Origin of the sequence: Pseudorhizobium halotolerans, from assembly GCF_902153235.2 — a bacterium.
Lineage (GTDB): Bacteria > Pseudomonadota > Alphaproteobacteria > Rhizobiales > Rhizobiaceae > Neorhizobium > Neorhizobium flavum.
In genome coordinates this window covers 446,948-463,406 of record NZ_CABFWE030000005.1, presented here as the reverse complement: position 1 = coordinate 463,406, position 16,459 = coordinate 446,948, and the positions used below count along the sequence as shown (strand labels likewise).

Below are 16,459 nucleotides of genomic sequence, written 5' to 3'. Positions count from 1 at the left end.
ATCCATAACTGCAAGCCGGTTGCACCAACATCCAGGTCATGCTCCGGTCCGTTGGCGGATCGTTAACCGCATCCAAGGCTCGGCAGCAGAAGCGATTTCGGCACCGCACAATTAGACCTCCGCAGTGCTTGGCAGCGGCGACCGGATCATATAGCAACACACTACGCTTAATTCTTGTGGCGTTTTGAGACGCCCCGCCGCCAACAGTTTGGAGGATCAGCATGACGGATAAGAGCGCAAATCTGGTACTGGGTAACAAGAACGTCGAATTGGGCGTGAAATCCGGAACGATCGGTCCGGACGTTATCGACATCGGTGCCCTCTACAAGGAAACCGGGGCCTTCACCTACGACCCCGGGTTTACCTCTACCGCTTCGTGCGAATCGAAGATCACCTACATCGACGGGGACGAAGGCGTCCTGCTGCATCGCGGCTACCCCATCGAGCAGCTGGCCGAGCACGGCGACTTCCTCGAAACCTGCTATCTGCTTCTCTACGGCGAACTGCCGACCGCTGCGCAGAAGAAGGACTTCGACTACCGCGTCACGCACCACACCATGGTGCACGAGCAGATGACGCGCTTCTTCACCGGTTTCCGCCGCGATGCCCACCCGATGGCCGTCATGTGCGGCTGTGTTGGCGCACTATCGGCCTTCTATCACGACTCCACCGACATCACCGATCCGCACCAGCGGATGGTGGCTTCGCTGCGCATGATCGCAAAGATGCCGACGATCGCCGCGATGGCCTACAAGTACCATGTCGGCCAGCCCTTCGTTTACCCGCAGAACGATCTCGACTACGCATCCAACTTCCTGCGCATGTGCTTCGCCGTCCCGTGCGAGGAATACAAGGTGAACCCGGTTCTGGCCCGTGCCATGGACCGCATCTTCATCTTGCACGCCGACCATGAGCAGAATGCCTCCACGTCGACGGTCCGTCTCGCCGGTTCGTCGGGCGCCAATCCGTTCGCTTGCATTGCAGCCGGCATTGCCTGCCTCTGGGGCCCTGCGCATGGCGGCGCCAACGAAGCGGCGCTCAACATGCTTACGGAAATCGGCAGCGTCGATCGCATCCCGGAATTCATCGCCCGGGCGAAGGACAAGAACGACCCGTTCCGCCTGATGGGCTTCGGGCATCGCGTCTACAAGAACTACGACCCACGCGCCAAGATCATGCAGAAGACCACGCACGAGGTCCTGGCCGAACTCGGTCACAAGGACGATCCGCTGCTGCAGGTCGCCATGGAGCTCGAGCGCATCGCCCTGACGGACGAGTACTTCGTCGAGAAGAAGCTCTACCCGAATATCGACTTCTATTCGGGCATCACGCTGAAGGCGATGGGCTTCCCGACCACCATGTTCACGGTGCTGTTCGCGCTGGCCCGTACCGTCGGCTGGATCGCTCAGTGGGCCGAAATGGTCGAGGATCCGCAGCAGCGCATCGGTCGCCCGCGGCAGCTCTATACCGGCGCTCCGAAGCGGGACTATGTTCCCGTCTCCAAGCGCTGATCTGCAACCTATCGAAATGCAAAAAGCCCGGTCATCGGCCGGGCTTTTTTCTTCCCATCACCTCAAGGACTATGCCCGCCGCCGCCTCTCCAGGCGGCACCTGTGTCTGGAGGCGCTGCCAGGTAAGGTCGAAACCTTCGAGCATCGCGCGCCGCTGCAGGGTGTCGCCAGCCAGTCGCTCCAGCCAGCGGGACAGGCTGCCGGGGCGCACCACCTCGTTCAGATACTCCGGAATAACCGGGTAGTCGGCAATCAGGTTGGGAAGTGCGGCCGACCAGATCTTGATGCGCTTCGACATCAACGTGATCAGCCAATCTGCCTTGTAGGCGGAAACGGCAGGGACGCCGCAGAGGGCCAATTCCAGAAGCACCGTGCCGGAGGCAGCCAGCGCAGCATCCGCCTCTGCGAATGCCGCCCACTTCTCCTCTGACGAAACGGTAATCTCCACGCTGACAGGCAAGGTCGCAGCGATCTCGCGGACCAGCGCCTCCTGCCGCGGCACAGTCGGCAGGAGCGCTCGTACCGGCCCCACCCGCCCGGCCAATTCCGCCGCCGCCTGGCCGAAAATCGGAAGCAGCTGGCGGATTTCGGCGGCGCGTGAACCGGGGAGCAGCAACAGCGTAAGCGCGTCGCCCGGCTGCTTCTGTGCCCAAGCGCGGCGTAGGTCACGAACCTTGAGAAGCGCTGGCTCGCTCGTCAATCGGTGGCCAATGAAGGTTGTCGGAGGACCACCAAGGCGCTGCATGGCGGCCGGCTCGAATGGCAGTACCGCCAGCACATGGTCGACATAGGGCACCATGGCTTTGGCGCGGTACTCTTTCCACGCCCACACGCTCGGGCAGACATAGTCGATGATCGGCAGGTCCGGCAGCGCCGCCCTCACCCGCCGTGCGACCCGATGCGTGAAATCCGGACTGTCCACGATGACAAGGACATCCGGCTTCGCGGCGATCACGGCGTCTGCCGTCTGGCGGATGCGGCGGAGAAGTTGCGGCAGACGCTTCAACACCTGGGTCAGGCCCATGATCGACAATTCGGAGAAGTCGAACAGCGACTGAAGGCCCTCAGCCTGAAGAGCCTCTCCGCCCACGCCAAAAAGCTCTACCGGGCCTGGATGGGCTTTTCTCAACGCGGCGACGAGGTCCGCGCCCAGCAGATCGCCGGAGACCTCACCAGCGATGACAGCAACCTTCAATGCTTTGGCCATCAAAGCCCTCCCTTCGGAAGCCCGGTATCGATCCCGCAGACGAAGATCCCCGCCCGATCGGCCGCCGCAACCAGTGCCTGCTCCTCCAGTACCAACGATCGGCCCGCCTCGACCGCAATGCCGGCAAGGCCGGCGCGGGCTGCATTTTCAACGGTCGAGAGGCCGATTGCCGGCAGATCGGCCCGGACATCCTGCTGTGGCTTGCACAGCTTGACGAGAACGCCTCTCCGGCGCTGCGAGATCCTCCCCTCCCGGCGAAGCTCCGCAACCCGCTCAAGCATTTGATCCGTTCCCTCGGCGCCTTCCAGCGCGACGACGCGCCCGCCGACGCTGACCGCGCCTTGCCCGACATCCAGCCGTCCCAGCGCCAGGGCCGCCTCGACCGCCTGCTCGATGTCGCGCAGATCATCTGCCGCTGGCCGGGCGGTCGTCAGTGGGCCGGTGCGCGCCAACAGTCCAGGAGCTATCTCGTGCGCGCCAAGCACCCGGCATCCCATGCCCTCGAACAGCTTGATGACCATCTGCAGGACAGCGTCGTCGCCGCCGGAGACCAGTGTGCGGATAACTGCAGGCACCTGCAGCAGCGTCCGGAAGGTCGGACGGATATCGTGCAGTTCGGGACGCCGCCTGACCGCTCCCGACATCACCACCCGACCGACACCCTTTTCGCGGATGAACCGCTCGATTCCGGCAAGATCGCCAACGCCTGCGCTCAGCGTCTCAAAGCCTTCGAAACTACGGTCGGCTTCATCTGCCAGTGCAATGACGACTGGATCTTCACCCGCGTCGCGGGCGGCTTCCGCAAGATAGAGAGGCAACTGGCCCCAACCTGCGACGATGGCAAGCCGCCCCTTGCCGATGGGGGCCGGGCGGACAATCATGGTTCAGGCTTTGCCGCGGAACGGAGAGGAAATTGCCCGATCGCTGTCGGCCGCGATGAAGTCGAGGATCTCCACGACTTCGCGACAATCGGCATATTCATCCCGGATCGCCGCAGCATTGGTGCGGATATTTCCTTCGCCCTCGAAGATCTGCTTGAAGGCCTTGCGAACACGATGGATGGTCGCGCGGTCGATGCCAGCACGCGTCATGCCGACGATATTCAACCCCGCCAGGATGCCGGGATTGCCGTTCAGCATACCGTAGGGGATGACGTCATAGTTCACGGCAGTCAGGCCGCCGATGAAGGCGTTGCGCCCAATGCGGTTGAACTGGTGAACGGCGGAACCTCCGCCGAGAATTGCGCGGTCATCGACCTTCACGTGCCCCGCCAGCATGACGTTGTTCGACATGACGATGCCGTTGCCGAGGATGCAGTCATGGGCGACGTGGGAGTTGGCGAGGAAGAGGCAGTCGTTGCCGATCACCGTCCTGCCGCCACCGCCGACCGTGCCCATGTTGATGGTCACGCCTTCACGCATCGTGCAATTGTCGCCAATGGTCAGGGTCGAGTCTTCGCCGGCCTCGTGAAGGCTCTGCGAAAGACCGCCGATGACGGCCATGGGGAAGATGCGACAGCCCTTGCCGATCTCGGTCTTGCCCGTCACGACCGCGTTGGAGACAACCTCGACATCGTCCTTGAGCACGACGTCCCTGCCGATCGTGCAGAAGGGGCCGATGGTGACATTCTCACCGATCGTGGCACCGTCCTCGACGATCGCCATCGGGTGGATGCGGGCGGTAGACGCGATCCGGCTCATTGGTCACCCTTTGGGCGGATCATGGCGCCGATATCGGCTTCCGCGACCAGCGCGTCATCCACATATGCGTCGCAGTGAAACTTCCAGATATTGCCGCGCTGCTTCTGCTTCTTCACACGGAACTCAACCCGATCGCCGGGCACGACTGGCTTGCGGAAACGGGCATTGTCGATGGTCATGAAATAAACGAGGTCGCCGCCCTGCCCTTGCTTGCGGGCGCAGATGGCGCCCGCCGTCTGGGCCATGCCCTCGACCAGCAGGACGCCCGGCATGATAGGCTGCTCAGGAAAGTGGCCGGTGAAATGCGGCTCGTTGGCGGTGACGTTCTTGATGCCTATCGCGGAATCGTCGCCGTCGATCTCGATGATCCGGTCCACAAGCAGGAATGGATACCGGTGCGGCAAGAGCTTCATGATCTCGAGAATATCCGCCGACCCGAGCGTCGTGGCCGCCTGTTCACTCATTCCTGTCTCCTCTTCGCTTCGCACGCTCGTCGGACCGCGCCATTGCTGCGGCGACGTCACGGAAGAAATCCTTGAGCGGCCGGGCCGGAACGCCGCCAACACGGGCGCCGGGCGAAAGATCCGACATGACGCCGCTCATCGCCGCAATCTGGGCACCGTCGCCAATGGTGATATGCCCATTGACGCCGCTGGCGCCGCCGATCATGACGCCATTGCCGATGGTCGTCGAGCCGGCGATGCCGACGCCGCTGACGATTCCGCAATGCCGGCCGATCCGGACATTGTGGGCGATCTGCACCTGGTTATCGATCTTCGTGCCCTCGCCGATGACCGTATCATCCATCGTGCCGCGATCGATCGTAGTATTCGCACCGATCTCGACATTGTCCTGGATGATCACCCGGCCGATCTGCACGATCTTCAGCATACCTGCAGGACCCGGCGCATAGCCGAAGCCGTCCTGTCCGATTCGGGCGCCGTTGTGGATGATGACGCCATTGCCGATCAGCGACGCAACGACCGAAGCGCCGCCCGCAATCGTGCAGTGGCGGCCGATCTTCACGTCGGATCCTACCAGCGCTCCCGCCCCGATGCGGGTTCCCGACCCGATTTCCGCTCGGGCGCCGATCACTGCCATGGGCTCTACCTCGACCCCGGGCTCCAACCTTGCAGTAGGATCCACAAAGGCCGACGGATGGATGCCACTTGCTTGCGACGTGAACGGCGAGGGCCGCATGGCAACCGGATGAAGCAACGCGCCCGCCTGGGCAAAGGCGGTATGAGGAGTGGCGATGCGAAGGACTGCTATATGATCAGGTATCAGTGACTGCAGCGACGCGTCGCAAAGGATCGCCGAGGCCCTGCAGCTTGTGAGTTCCTCGCGGTCCTTGCGGGATCGCAGATAGCAGAGTTGCCCCTCTCCAGCACGTGAGAGCGGGGCAACGGAACGGATGATCCGGTCTCCGGCGGAAGAATCAAGCAGTTCGGCCCCAAGATGGGCAGCCAGCTTACGCAGGCTGACCCCCTCGTGGGTCGGAAAGAACTCATTTGAATCCATCAGGCCATTTAACTCCAGGTCAGATCTGGCCGCAGTCCTGACAGCCGTTGTCAGAACTGGTTTGCCATGCTGAACCGGAATTCCTGGGTCTCGTCGAAGTCTTCCTTGACGACCGGAATCGCGTAGTCGAAGCGGATGGAGCCGAAGGGCGATGCCCACTGGATACCCGCGCCGACCGAGGCGCGCCAGGCCATGCCGGTTCCCTCGGCGGCTTCACCGCGCAGATCGACCTCATTGCCGTAGAGCGTTCCGGCATCCGCGAACAACGCGCCCCGGAGACCGAAGTCCTCCGGGAAGGCCGGCATGGGGAACGTGACTTCAGCGGAGGCCGTGAAGTACGTCGTGCCGCCGAGCGGATCGCCGTTGGCCATACGCGGGCCGATGCCCTTGTTCTCGAAGCCGCGAACAAGGCGGCCGCCGAGCTGGAACTGGTCGAAGACGTAGAGGTCGTCACCGGTCGGCATAACATGGCCAGCGCCTACTGCGACGGAACCTATGATGTCGGCTTCCTCCGACAGCAGGTGGAAGTAGCGGCCGCGACCATAGATCTTGTAGTACTCGGAATCACCACCAAGGCCTGCGTACTCGTGGGTGAGCGTGGCGTAGATGCCTTCGCGGGCAAGTGTGGTGTTATCCAGCGTGTTGTAGGTAAGGGTCTGGGATACGGAAGACTGGACAAAGTCACCCTGCTCGACCAGCGCCTCATAGGGTGCCGAAAGACCATTTCTCCAGTCGCCTTCGCCGTCGTACTGGATATCCTTGTACGTGTAGCGGAACGTGGTTGCCAGATCTTCGGTGATCGGGGCGGTGACACGCAGCGTCACGCCCTGCTCCTGATAGTCGTAGTAGCTTTCCGAAGACGTCTGGCTACGGAAGATGTCAAAGCCCGCTGCGAGACGATAGCCGAGGAAGTAAGGCTCGGTGAACGAAAGATTGTAGCTGCGGGCGTCATCGAGACCGCCACCGACAGCAACCCGGATGAACTGACCGCGGCCGAGGAAGTTCTTCTCCTCGATGGAGGCTTCGAGGATCAGGCCTTCGCCACCAGCGGAGTAGCCGGCGCCGATACCGAACGAGCCGGTCGGCTGGTCTTCGACATCGACGATCACAACGACACGATCGGGAGCGGAGCCCTGCGAGGTCGAGATGTTGACCGTCGTGAAATAGCCCAAGGCCTCGAGCCGGCGCTTGGCGCGCGAGACCATCTGCTGATTGAACGCGTCGCCTTCACTGAAGTCGAATTCACGGCGAATGACATAGTCGCGCGTACGGGTGTTGCCGCGCACTTCGATCCGCTCGACATAGGCACGCTCGCCCTGATCGACGAGATAGGACACGCCTACGGTCTGGTTGGCGAAGTTGCGGTCGCCACGGGGCGTCACGCGGGCGAACGGATAGCCAGCGGATGCGACACGCTGCGAGATGGCTTCCATCGACTTCTGAACGTCGCCGGCATCGTAGGTATCGCCGGTCCGGGTCCGGACCAGACCCTGCAGGTCTTCCGAATTCACGCCTTCGACGGTCGATTCGACGACGACATCACCAAAGCGGTAACGCGGTCCCTCTTCGACGGTGAAGGTGATGTTGTACTGGTTGGTAGCCTCATCCAGCACCGCCTCGGAGGAGATGATGCGGAAATCCGGATAGCCGTGGTTGTAGTAGAACTGGCGCAGCGCATCTTCGTCGGCACGCAGCTTGTCGGCGTTGTAGACGTCCTTGCGGGTTAGGAAAGAAAGCGGACCCGATTCCTTCGTCAGGATCACCGACTGGAGCCGACCGTCGCCATAGGCCTGGTTGCCGACGAAGTTGATGTTGGCGATCTTGGTGCGGTCACCCTCGTTGATGACGAAGGCAAGGTTGACGCGGCCCTGGCCGACGGACGCGGTCTGCGTCGTGATCTCGACGTCACTGCGGCCGATCGCCGAATAGGCCTCGCGGATGCGCTCGATGTCGGCGTTGATCAGTTCCTGGTTGTAAGGGCCGAGCGGCTGCGTGCGCACGACGGCGGCCAGCTTGTCGTCCTTGATCTTGCGGTTGCCGTTGAACACGACCTGGTTGATCAGCTGATTCTCGCTGACGCTCACAACCAGCGTGCTGCCGGAAACGCTGATCCGGACGTCGGAGAAATATCCGGTGGAATAGAGCCGCTTCACGGATTCATCGATGTCGGCGTTGGTGAAGCTCACGCCCGGCCGAATGGTAAGATTGGCACGCACGGCTTCTTCGCCGGCGCGCTCCGTGCCCCTGACCTGGACGTTGCGAATGACTGCCGCTTCCGCGACCGATGCAGAGGCAAGTACCGATACGCCCGCGCCCGACCCAACAATGCTAGCAGACAGCGCAAACGCCGATACGGCGTTCAAAAACCTTGAACTGGCCTTCATTTCAAATCTTACCTTTTTCCGTTGTCCCTCGGCGGGTGGAGCCCGACTCCGGCCACACGTGTGTCGTTTTACCTGCTTTTACCCTACAAGCAAGGCATCACGTTAATTTCTGTTTACTTCCCTGCAAGGCGTGGCCGAGCGGCCACGCGCAGTTCAAAATACGGTAAACAAACAGTTTTCTTAAAATTCAACCGATCCAGCGACCGAACGTGTCGTTCCAGGTCGCGAAAACCATAAGCGTCAGAATCATGGCGAGCCCAAAGCGGAAAACCACGTCCTGAACGCGGGGGCTCAAAGGCTTGCCGCGCACCGCCTCCAATGCGTACATCACAAGGTGTCCGCCATCAAGAACGGGAATCGGAAACAGGTTCATCAGACCGAGCGATACCGAGATGACGGCGGCGAAATTGAGGACCGCGGCGAATCCCAGCGTGGCCATCTGTCCGGTCGTCTCGGCGATCCGGATCGGTCCGCCGATCTGGTCGGCGCTCATGCGGCCGGAGAAGATATTGCCGAGATAGCTGAAGGTGCCGCTGATGATGTGGCCGGTCTCGCGTACACCCTCGGCCACCGCTCCCATCGGTGAATAGGTCTCGAGACGGAAATTGCCGCGTTCGGCGTTGGTGACGATGCCGATCTGGCCAAGTTCGACCTTGTTGCCGAACTGGTCGGTGATCTCCGTGCGCTGAGGTGTCACGGGCACGTCGATCTCGCGGCCGTCGCGCTCCACGGTGATGACGATCTGCGTCTGCGGACGGACCGCCACGTAACGGCGCACATCATCGAAGGTGCGGATCTTGTCCCCATCGAGGGCCACCAGGAGATCGCCCGGCTCTATGCCGGCAGATGCCGCTGCGCTTTCCGGACGGACCTCGGCCACGACTGGGTCGGATACCATCTTGCCATAGACAGAGAAGAGCGCGGCAAAGATGACGATCGCAAGGATGAAGTTGGCGATCGGGCCGGCGGCGACAGTCGCGGCACGCTTCCACAGCCGGGCACCTGCAAGGGTCTGTGCGCGTTCTTCCGGGGTAAATTTCTCCAGATTGGCAGTGTCCGGGACGCTTGCCGCGTCCTCATCGCCGAAGAACTTGACGTAGCCGCCCAGTGGTACCGCCGAGAGCTTCCATCGGGTTCCGTGACTGTCGGTATAGCCGAACAGCTCCGGGCCGAAGCCTACCGAGAAGGCGGTGACCCGGATACCGCACCAACGCCCGACGAGATAGTGGCCCATCTCGTGCACGAAGACGAGCACGGAAAGCACGATGATGAAGGGGATGATATAGCCCGTGAGCAGCCCGATGATCGCCATGAAAATCAATCCGTCCTTCCATACGCCGGTGCCGCCGGCTGACGCTCAAAGACCAAAAAGGAACTCACCAACGCTCAGTCCAAGGTGGCCACTTGAGGCTTCATATGCAAGCGCCAGAAGAAAGATCGCAAAACAGGCGAAAACGAGACCATCCACCCGGTCCATCACTCCGCCATGACCCGGGATGAGGTGACTGGAATCCTTGACAGCGAAGCGACGCTTGATGAAGGATTCGAAAAGATCACCGATCTGGCTCGCCACCGAGAGCAGAAGCGCGATCACGGCCAACCAGGGAGACACCACGCCAATAACGGCAAGACCGACCAGTGAGCCGGCGATGACCGCAGAGACTGTCCCGCCGATCGCCCCGGACCATGTCTTGCCGGGCGAAATCCTCGGCGCAAGCTTCGGTCCTTTCAGGGCTCTTCCGACAAAGTATGCCAGGATGTCGGTCGCCCACACCACGGCAAAGACGAAGAGGACTGCCGCAAGACCCGGAAAGCCCCCTTCCCTGATTGCCGCAAGCGAAATGCCACTCAGTCCCGCATAGATGACTCCACCCGGCAGCCACCAGGTGCCTCCGCCAATGGCGACGATCAGCAGCATGGTGATCGCCAGACCGCCCAGGAAGGGCATGTTCATATCGGTGTCACCAAAGGCGATGTTCGCCGACAGCAGGATGATCCCGACCCAGCCGACGAGGTTTCCCGTGAAGTTGCGCTCGGTCAGGCGGGTAATCGTCGACCACTCGAAGTAGATCAGCAGCGCTATGGCCGCGGCAAGGCCTCGGAAAGCCAGTCCACCCACCCAGGTCGCCGCAAGAACGACCGCAGCCATGACGACGCCGGAGATCACCCGCCGCTTGAGCTCTGTTGCCATCAGACAACCACCGCCGTTGTTGCATCCGAAAGTCCGCCGAACCGGCGGTCCCGAGCCGCGAAGATACGCAACGCCGCCTCGAACTGCTGCCGGTCGAAATCCGGCCAGTAGCACGGCAGGAAGACGAATTCGGAATAGGCCGCCTGCCACAGGAGGAAGTTCGAGAGGCGCTCCTCGCCGCTGGTGCGGATGATCAGATCGGGATCGGGAATTCCGGCGGTGTCGAGGCGGCTTGCGATCGAGTCGGGGGTGATATCCTGCGGGTCGACGAGTCCTGCCTGCACCTCCTTCACAAGCCGGATTGCCGCGCGCGTGATCTCGTCCCGCGCGCCGTAGTTGAAGGCAATGATCAGCGTCATCGCGGTGTTGTTGCGCGTGGTTTCCTCCGCCTCGAGAAGAAGCGGGAGGATATCGCTGCGCAGCTTCTGACGCTCGCCGATGATGCGGATGCGGATGTTCTCGCGATGCAGGTCGGCGAGGTCCCGGCGGATGAACCGACGCAGCAGACCGAGCAGAGCCTCGATTTCTGCCTCTGGCCGAGACCAGTTCTCCGAAGAGAAGGCGAACAGCGTGAGATATTTCACGCCGCATTCACCGGCCGCCCTCACCGCCTGACGGACTGCCTCGACCCCCTTGTTGTGGCCGATCGTGCGCGGCAGGCCGCGCTGTTTGGCCCACCGTCCGTTGCCATCCATGATGATGGCAACATGCTGTGGAATGATCGGGAGATCGAGTTTGGCCATGGGAGTTCCGATTGTCGGATGCCGGGATTGCGATGCAAGTCCGTCTAGACCTGCATGATTTCCTTTTCCTTCTCGCCGAGCAAGCGGTCGACTTCCGAAATCATATCATCTGTCATCTTCTGGACCTTGTCGGAAAGCGATCGGCTCTCGTCCTGACCGATGTCGCCGTCCTTCTCGGCCTTTTTCAAGCCGTCCATTCCGTCGCGACGTACATGGCGGATCGCGACCTTGGCCTTCTCGGCGTAGTCATGGGCAACCTTGACGAGCGACTTGCGGCGCTCCTCGTTGAGCTCGGGGAGCGGGATGCGCAGGTTCTGACCGTCAACGATGGGGTTCAGCCCCAGGTGCGATTCGCGGATGGCGCGATCCACCGCGCCGACCATGGACTTGTCCCAGATGGAGACGCCCAGCATGCGAGGCTCGGGAACGGTGATGTTGGCGACCTGGTTGAGCGGCACACGTGACCCGTAAGCCTCGACCGTCACGGGATCGAGAATATTGGCCGACGCACGTCCGGTGCGAAGCGATGCGATGTCGCTCTTGAAGGCGTTGATCGCACCATCCATCCGGCGCTTGATGTCGTTGAGGTCGATGGCTGCAGTCATCCGTCTACTCCCTGTCTTGTTCTTGGCTTTCGGGCCCGGCTGTTCAGTGGTCTGCAACGATGGTCTTACGACCGCCGCCGGTCAATATCTGGGCAAAACCGCCCTTCTCGTGAATGGAGAACACGATGATCGGGATCGAGTTCTCGCGAGCGAGCGCCACGGCCGCAACGTCCATGACGGCGAGCCCCTTCTCGAGGACCTCACCATGGGTCAGCGTTTCGAAGCGCGTCGCGGCTGGATCCTTCTTGGGATCGGCCGAATAGATGCCGTCTACCTGGGTACCCTTGAAGATCGCTTCAGCGCCGATTTCCGCAGCGCGCAGGGCTGCAGCCGAGTCGGTCGTGAAGAACGGGTTTCCTGTGCCGCCGGCAAAGATCACCACCCTACCCTGCTCCAGGTGATGCAGCGTCCGCAACTGGGTGAAGCTCTCGCAGATCTCTGGCATGGCGATTGCCGACAGCACAACCGTCTCGATGTCGAGCTTCCGAAGCGAGGTGGCGAGCGCAAGAGCATTGATGACGGTTGCCAGCATGCCCATGTGGTCGCCGGTGACGCGGTCGCCGCCCTTCGAGGCCACAGCCACGCCGCGGAAGATGTTGCCGCCGCCGACGACGACACCGACCTCCACGCCCATGGCGCGTGCCTCTGCGATGTCGGACGCGATCCGATCAGCGACCGTCACATCGATACCAAATCCCTGGCTGCCCATCAGGGCTTCGCCGGAGGCCTTGAGAAGAACGCGCTTGTATATGGGCTTCGGGGACATGGACACTCCTGACGATCAAACGGCTTGCGGATACACGAAGGGCACCGCGTTGTCACGCGATGCCCTCATGCTTTCACCAATCAAGATGAAGCGATGTCAGCCCTTGGCGGCCGCAGCCACTTCCGCTGCGAAGTCGGACTCTTCCTTCTCCACGCCTTCGCCGAGCAGCAGGCGGACCATGCCGGTGACTTCGATCGGAGCCCCGACTTCCTTCTCGGCTTCCTTGACGGCAGCGCCGACGGTGAGGTCCGGATTGATGACGAAGGCCTGCGAGAGAAGGGCCACTTCCTCGAAGAACTTGCGCATGCGACCTTCGACCATCTTCTCGATGATGGCGTCCGGCTTGCCGGACTCGCGGGCCTGCTCGATGAAGACGTTCTTTTCACGCTCGGCTACGGCCGCATCGACTTCCTCGGCACGGATGGCGAGCGGAGCAGTTGCCGCGACATGCATCGCGATCTGACGGCCGATGGCGTTGAGGGCGTCCTTATTGCCGGTCGACTTGAGCGCGACGAGAACGCCAAGCTTACCGAGGTTGTCGGCAGCCGCATTGTGGATGTAGGTGGCGACAACGCCGTCCTCGACCGACAGGAGGGCCGAGCGGCGCAGGCTCATGTTCTCGCCGATGGTGGCAATGGCGTCCTTGATGGTGTCCGTGACCGACTTGCCGGAAGCCGGGTAGGTTGCGGCACCGACGGCCTCGACCGAACCGTCAGTCGAGAGTGCGACCTGCGCGACGCCGCGGACGAGGTCCTGGAAGGCATCGTTGCGGGCAACGAAGTCGGTCTCGGAGTTGACCTCGACAACGACAGCCTTGGTGCCTGCGGTGGAAATGCCGATCAGGCCTTCTGCAGCGGTACGGCCCGACTTCTTGTCGGCCTTGGCGATGCCCTTGGCGCGCAGCCAGTCGATCGCAGCTTCCATGTCACCATTGTTTTCAGCAAGAGCCTTCTTGCAGTCCATCATCCCTGCGCCGGACTTCTCGCGCAGTTCCTTCACCATTGCGGCTGTGATTTCGGTCATTGTGTGCCTCTTGTTTGCAAGGTTGCCTCAGCCGGAAAAACGTCGGCCAGGGCAGCGTTGGGGACGAATGTACCCGTAAGTATGACAGGGTCATGAAGACCATCTTCGGGGAGGAACGCCTCGACCCGAAGCCAGGAGGCGGCAATGACGCCGCCTCCCGCTTGATCAGGCCTGAGCCTCGGCTTCGGCTTCGCCTTCCAGCGCAGGCTCGACCGGAGCTTCGGCGGAGGCGCCGAGATCACGGCCGGAAGCGCCCTGCTGACGTGCGATGCCGTCGATAGCGGCGCGTGCGATCAGGTCGCAGTAGAGAGCGATGGCGCGCGAAGCGTCGTCGTTGCCCGGGATCGGGTAGTCGATCAGGTCAGGATCGCAGTTGGAGTCGATGATGGCGACGACCGGGATACCCAGACGCTTCGCCTCGTCGATGGCGATCTTTTCCTTGTTCGTGTCGATGATGAACATCAGGTCCGGCGTGCCGCCCATGTCGCGGATACCGCCGAGAGCCTTGTCGAGCTTCTCGCGCTCACGCTCCAGGTTCAGGCGCTCCTTCTTCGTGAAGCCCGAGGCTTCCGAAGCGAGGATCTCGTCGAGCTTGCGCAGGCGGGCGATCGAGTTCGAGATCGTCTTCCAGTTCGTCATCATGCCGCCGAGCCAGCGGGAGTTGACGTAGTACTGGGCCGAACGCTTGGCGCTGTCGGCGATCAGTTCAGACGCCTGGCGCTTGGTGCCGACGAACAGAACGCGGCCGCCACGGGCAACGGTGTCCGAAATGACCTGCAGGGCGCGCGAGAGCATCGGCACGGTCTGGGCAAGGTCAATGATGTGGATGTTCGAACGATCGCCGAAGATGTACGGCTTCATCTTCGGGTTCCAGCGGTGGGTCTGGTGGCCGAAGTGAACACCAGCTTCCAGAAGCTGGCGCATGCTGAAATCAGGCAATGCCATGCCTTTTTCTCCTTTTCCGGTTGAACCTCCGCAAGGCGAACAGCACCCTCTTCGAGGATGCCACCGGCGGAATGGCCCGGATTTCTCCCGGACGATCCCATGCCTTACGTGTGGAATGGAGGTGCGCATACAGCCGATCCCGCGAAAAGGCAAGGGTCCGACCGGAAATTCACCGGGCGCGGTATCGGCTCAATAGGTTTCGGTAACGTGCTGCTTCATTTCGGCGAGCACAGAATCCTCGTCCTCGGGTCCGATGCGGTGGATGTCGTGGATAACGAACCTGCCGTCCTCGTCCATCACATCGAAATGAACCTCGTTGACGCTTTCGCGCAACTCCGGCTGGTCCAGGCATCGCCACAGCTTAAAGGTCACCTTGACGGGAGTGATTCCCTGCTGCTGTGAACCCGTGGTAACGACGACGTCCTCCAGCGGGCAGCCATCCTGCGAGGCGGTGACCACGTCATAGCCGAACGGATCGCCGGGGCTGCCGTCATCCGTTTCATATGCCGGCCGCTTCGAAGCTTCGGCATAGGCCGCCTGGAACTGCCGGCTGAACAGTCGGCCGAGTGGCTCCTGATCAAAGAGGTAGACCCATTCTCCGTCCGTATTCGACCAGTTCCGCTCCGTAATGGCCATGACCTCGCGGACGGGATCGGTTGCATCCGCGGCGAACGCCGTCCAAGCAATCGAGATACAGGCTGAAGGCAGGAGGATTTTGCGCATGAGGTCCGTCCGGTGATTCCCGAGTGCGATCATCCGTCATCGTCGCGGTTCATTGCAACGGCTTCCGCGACCAAAGTAGACGCCGCAGGATGACGAAAAGGACATCTCCCGACCGCCTATGGCTTTGCGTTCTGGACCTTGGATGCTATAGCGCAGCCCACATTCTTGTCCAAAACTGCGGGGAATTGCTCCCTGCCAGCATTCGAAGAGGAATCCATGCAAAAGATCAAGGTAGCCAATCCGGTCGTCGATCTCGACGGCGACGAGATGACCCGCATCATCTGGCAGTTCATCAAGGACAAGCTGATCCTGCCCTACCTCGATCTCGACATCGAGTACTACGACCTCTCGGTCCAGAACCGCGATGCCACGGACGACCAGGTGACCGTCGATGCCGCGCACGCGATCAAGAAGCATGGCGTTGGCATCAAGTGCGCGACCATCACGCCGGATGAAGGCCGCGTCGAGGAGTTTGGCCTGAAGAAGATGTGGAAGAGCCCGAACGGCACGATCCGCAACATCCTCGGCGGCGTCATCTTCCGCGAGCCGATCATCATGAAGAACGTGCCGCGCCTGGTTCCGGGCTGGACGCAGCCGATCATCGTCGGCCGCCACGCCTTCGGTGACCAGTACCGCGCCACAGACTTCAAGTTCCCCGGCAAGGGCAAGCTGACGATCAAGTTCGTCGGTGAGGACGGTCAGACGATCGAGCATGACGTCTTCGACGCCCCGTCTTCCGGCGTCGCCATGGCGATGTACAACCTCGACGATTCGATCCGCGACTTCGCCCGCGCTTCGCTGAACTACGCCCTGATGCGCGGCGTCCCCTGCTACCTGTCGACGAAGAACACAATCCTGAAGGCCTATGACGGCCGCTTCAAGGACATCTTCCAGGAGATCTACGACGCCGAGTTCAAGGCGCAGTACGAAGCGAAGAAGATCTGGTACGAGCACCGCCTGATCGACGACATGGTCGCGGCCGCCCTGAAGTGGTCCGGCGGCTATGTCTGGGCCTGCAAGAACTACGACGGCGACGTGCAGTCCGACATCGTCGCGCAGGGCTTCGGGTCGCTCGGCCTGATGACCTCCGTCCTGATGACCCCGGATGGCCAGACGGTGGAGGCGGAAGCCGCCCACGGT

At 61.8% G+C, this 16,459-nt stretch carries 16 protein-coding genes; 2 read left to right on the top strand and 14 right to left on the bottom strand.

The window, feature by feature from the left end:
- Positions 1–221 precede the first annotated feature (221 nt).
- Positions 222–1,511 carry a citrate synthase gene (gene gltA, locus FN060_RS07185; protein WP_077547327.1) on the top strand — a complete coding sequence of 430 codons (1,290 nt, stop codon included), beginning with the start codon at positions 222–224 and terminating at the stop codon, positions 1,509–1,511.
- A gap of 31 nt (positions 1,512–1,542) precedes the next feature.
- On the opposite strand, the gene lpxB is transcribed toward gltA, so the two are convergent.
- The 14 genes from lpxB to FN060_RS07115 all read right to left on the bottom strand — a co-directional run bounded on the left by lpxB (position 1,543) and on the right by FN060_RS07115 (position 15,319).
- Complete coding sequence (lpxB, locus tag FN060_RS07180) at positions 1,543–2,718, bottom strand: lipid-A-disaccharide synthase (RefSeq protein WP_142587478.1); 1,176 nt, start codon at positions 2,716–2,718, stop codon at positions 1,543–1,545.
- Positions 2,718–3,599: an LpxI family protein gene (locus FN060_RS07175; RefSeq protein WP_142587477.1), complete on the bottom strand. Its 882-nt coding sequence runs from the start codon at positions 3,597–3,599 to the stop codon at positions 2,718–2,720. Before FN060_RS07175 ends, lpxB begins: the two co-directional genes overlap by 1 nt.
- A 3-nt stretch (positions 3,600–3,602) precedes the next feature.
- On the bottom strand, positions 3,603–4,418 hold the full coding sequence (lpxA, locus tag FN060_RS07170) for an acyl-ACP--UDP-N-acetylglucosamine O-acyltransferase (RefSeq protein ID WP_142587476.1): 816 nt from the start codon (positions 4,416–4,418) through the stop codon (positions 3,603–3,605).
- Positions 4,415–4,882, bottom strand: a complete 468-nt coding sequence (gene fabZ, locus FN060_RS07165) for a 3-hydroxyacyl-ACP dehydratase FabZ (protein ID WP_052638227.1) — start codon at positions 4,880–4,882, stop codon at positions 4,415–4,417. Before fabZ ends, lpxA begins: the two co-directional genes overlap by 4 nt.
- Complete coding sequence (gene lpxD / locus FN060_RS07160) at positions 4,875–5,939, bottom strand: UDP-3-O-(3-hydroxymyristoyl)glucosamine N-acyltransferase (protein ID WP_142587475.1); 1,065 nt, start codon at positions 5,937–5,939, stop codon at positions 4,875–4,877. The genes fabZ and lpxD overlap by 8 nt, the downstream gene beginning before the upstream one ends.
- Positions 5,940–5,989: 50 nt before the next feature.
- Positions 5,990–8,323: an outer membrane protein assembly factor BamA gene (bamA, locus tag FN060_RS07155; protein ID WP_142587474.1), complete on the bottom strand. Its 2,334-nt coding sequence runs from the start codon at positions 8,321–8,323 to the stop codon at positions 5,990–5,992.
- A gap of 187 nt (positions 8,324–8,510) precedes the next feature.
- A complete protein-coding gene (rseP, locus tag FN060_RS07150) occupies positions 8,511–9,635 on the bottom strand; it encodes an RIP metalloprotease RseP (RefSeq protein ID WP_142587473.1) in 1,125 nt (374 codons plus the stop codon).
- Between the two features lie 45 nt (positions 9,636–9,680).
- Complete coding sequence (locus FN060_RS07145) at positions 9,681–10,514, bottom strand: phosphatidate cytidylyltransferase (RefSeq protein ID WP_142587472.1); 834 nt, start codon at positions 10,512–10,514, stop codon at positions 9,681–9,683.
- Complete coding sequence (locus FN060_RS07140; RefSeq protein ID WP_142587471.1) at positions 10,514–11,257, bottom strand: isoprenyl transferase; 744 nt, start codon at positions 11,255–11,257, stop codon at positions 10,514–10,516. The genes FN060_RS07145 and FN060_RS07140 overlap by 1 nt, the downstream gene beginning before the upstream one ends.
- A 44-nt stretch (positions 11,258–11,301) precedes the next feature.
- Positions 11,302–11,862 carry a ribosome recycling factor gene (gene frr / locus FN060_RS07135; RefSeq protein ID WP_142587470.1) on the bottom strand — a complete coding sequence of 187 codons (561 nt, stop codon included), beginning with the start codon at positions 11,860–11,862 and terminating at the stop codon, positions 11,302–11,304.
- A 43-nt stretch (positions 11,863–11,905) separates the two neighbouring features.
- Positions 11,906–12,628 carry a UMP kinase gene (pyrH, locus tag FN060_RS07130; protein ID WP_142587469.1) on the bottom strand — a complete coding sequence of 241 codons (723 nt, stop codon included), beginning with the start codon at positions 12,626–12,628 and terminating at the stop codon, positions 11,906–11,908.
- Between the two features lie 96 nt (positions 12,629–12,724).
- Complete coding sequence (gene tsf / locus FN060_RS07125) at positions 12,725–13,651, bottom strand: translation elongation factor Ts (RefSeq protein ID WP_142587468.1); 927 nt, start codon at positions 13,649–13,651, stop codon at positions 12,725–12,727.
- A gap of 165 nt (positions 13,652–13,816) precedes the next feature.
- Complete coding sequence (gene rpsB / locus FN060_RS07120; protein WP_052638219.1) at positions 13,817–14,596, bottom strand: 30S ribosomal protein S2; 780 nt, start codon at positions 14,594–14,596, stop codon at positions 13,817–13,819.
- Between the two features lie 189 nt (positions 14,597–14,785).
- Positions 14,786–15,319 (bottom strand): hypothetical protein, encoded by a 534-nt coding sequence (locus FN060_RS07115; RefSeq protein ID WP_142587467.1) that lies wholly within the window; start codon positions 15,317–15,319, stop codon positions 14,786–14,788.
- 216 nt (positions 15,320–15,535) lie between these two features.
- Here FN060_RS07115 and FN060_RS07110 point away from each other — a divergent pair.
- Positions 15,536–16,459 (top strand): NADP-dependent isocitrate dehydrogenase (locus FN060_RS07110; protein WP_185929039.1); only part of this gene is annotated, 924 nt, incomplete at its 3' end.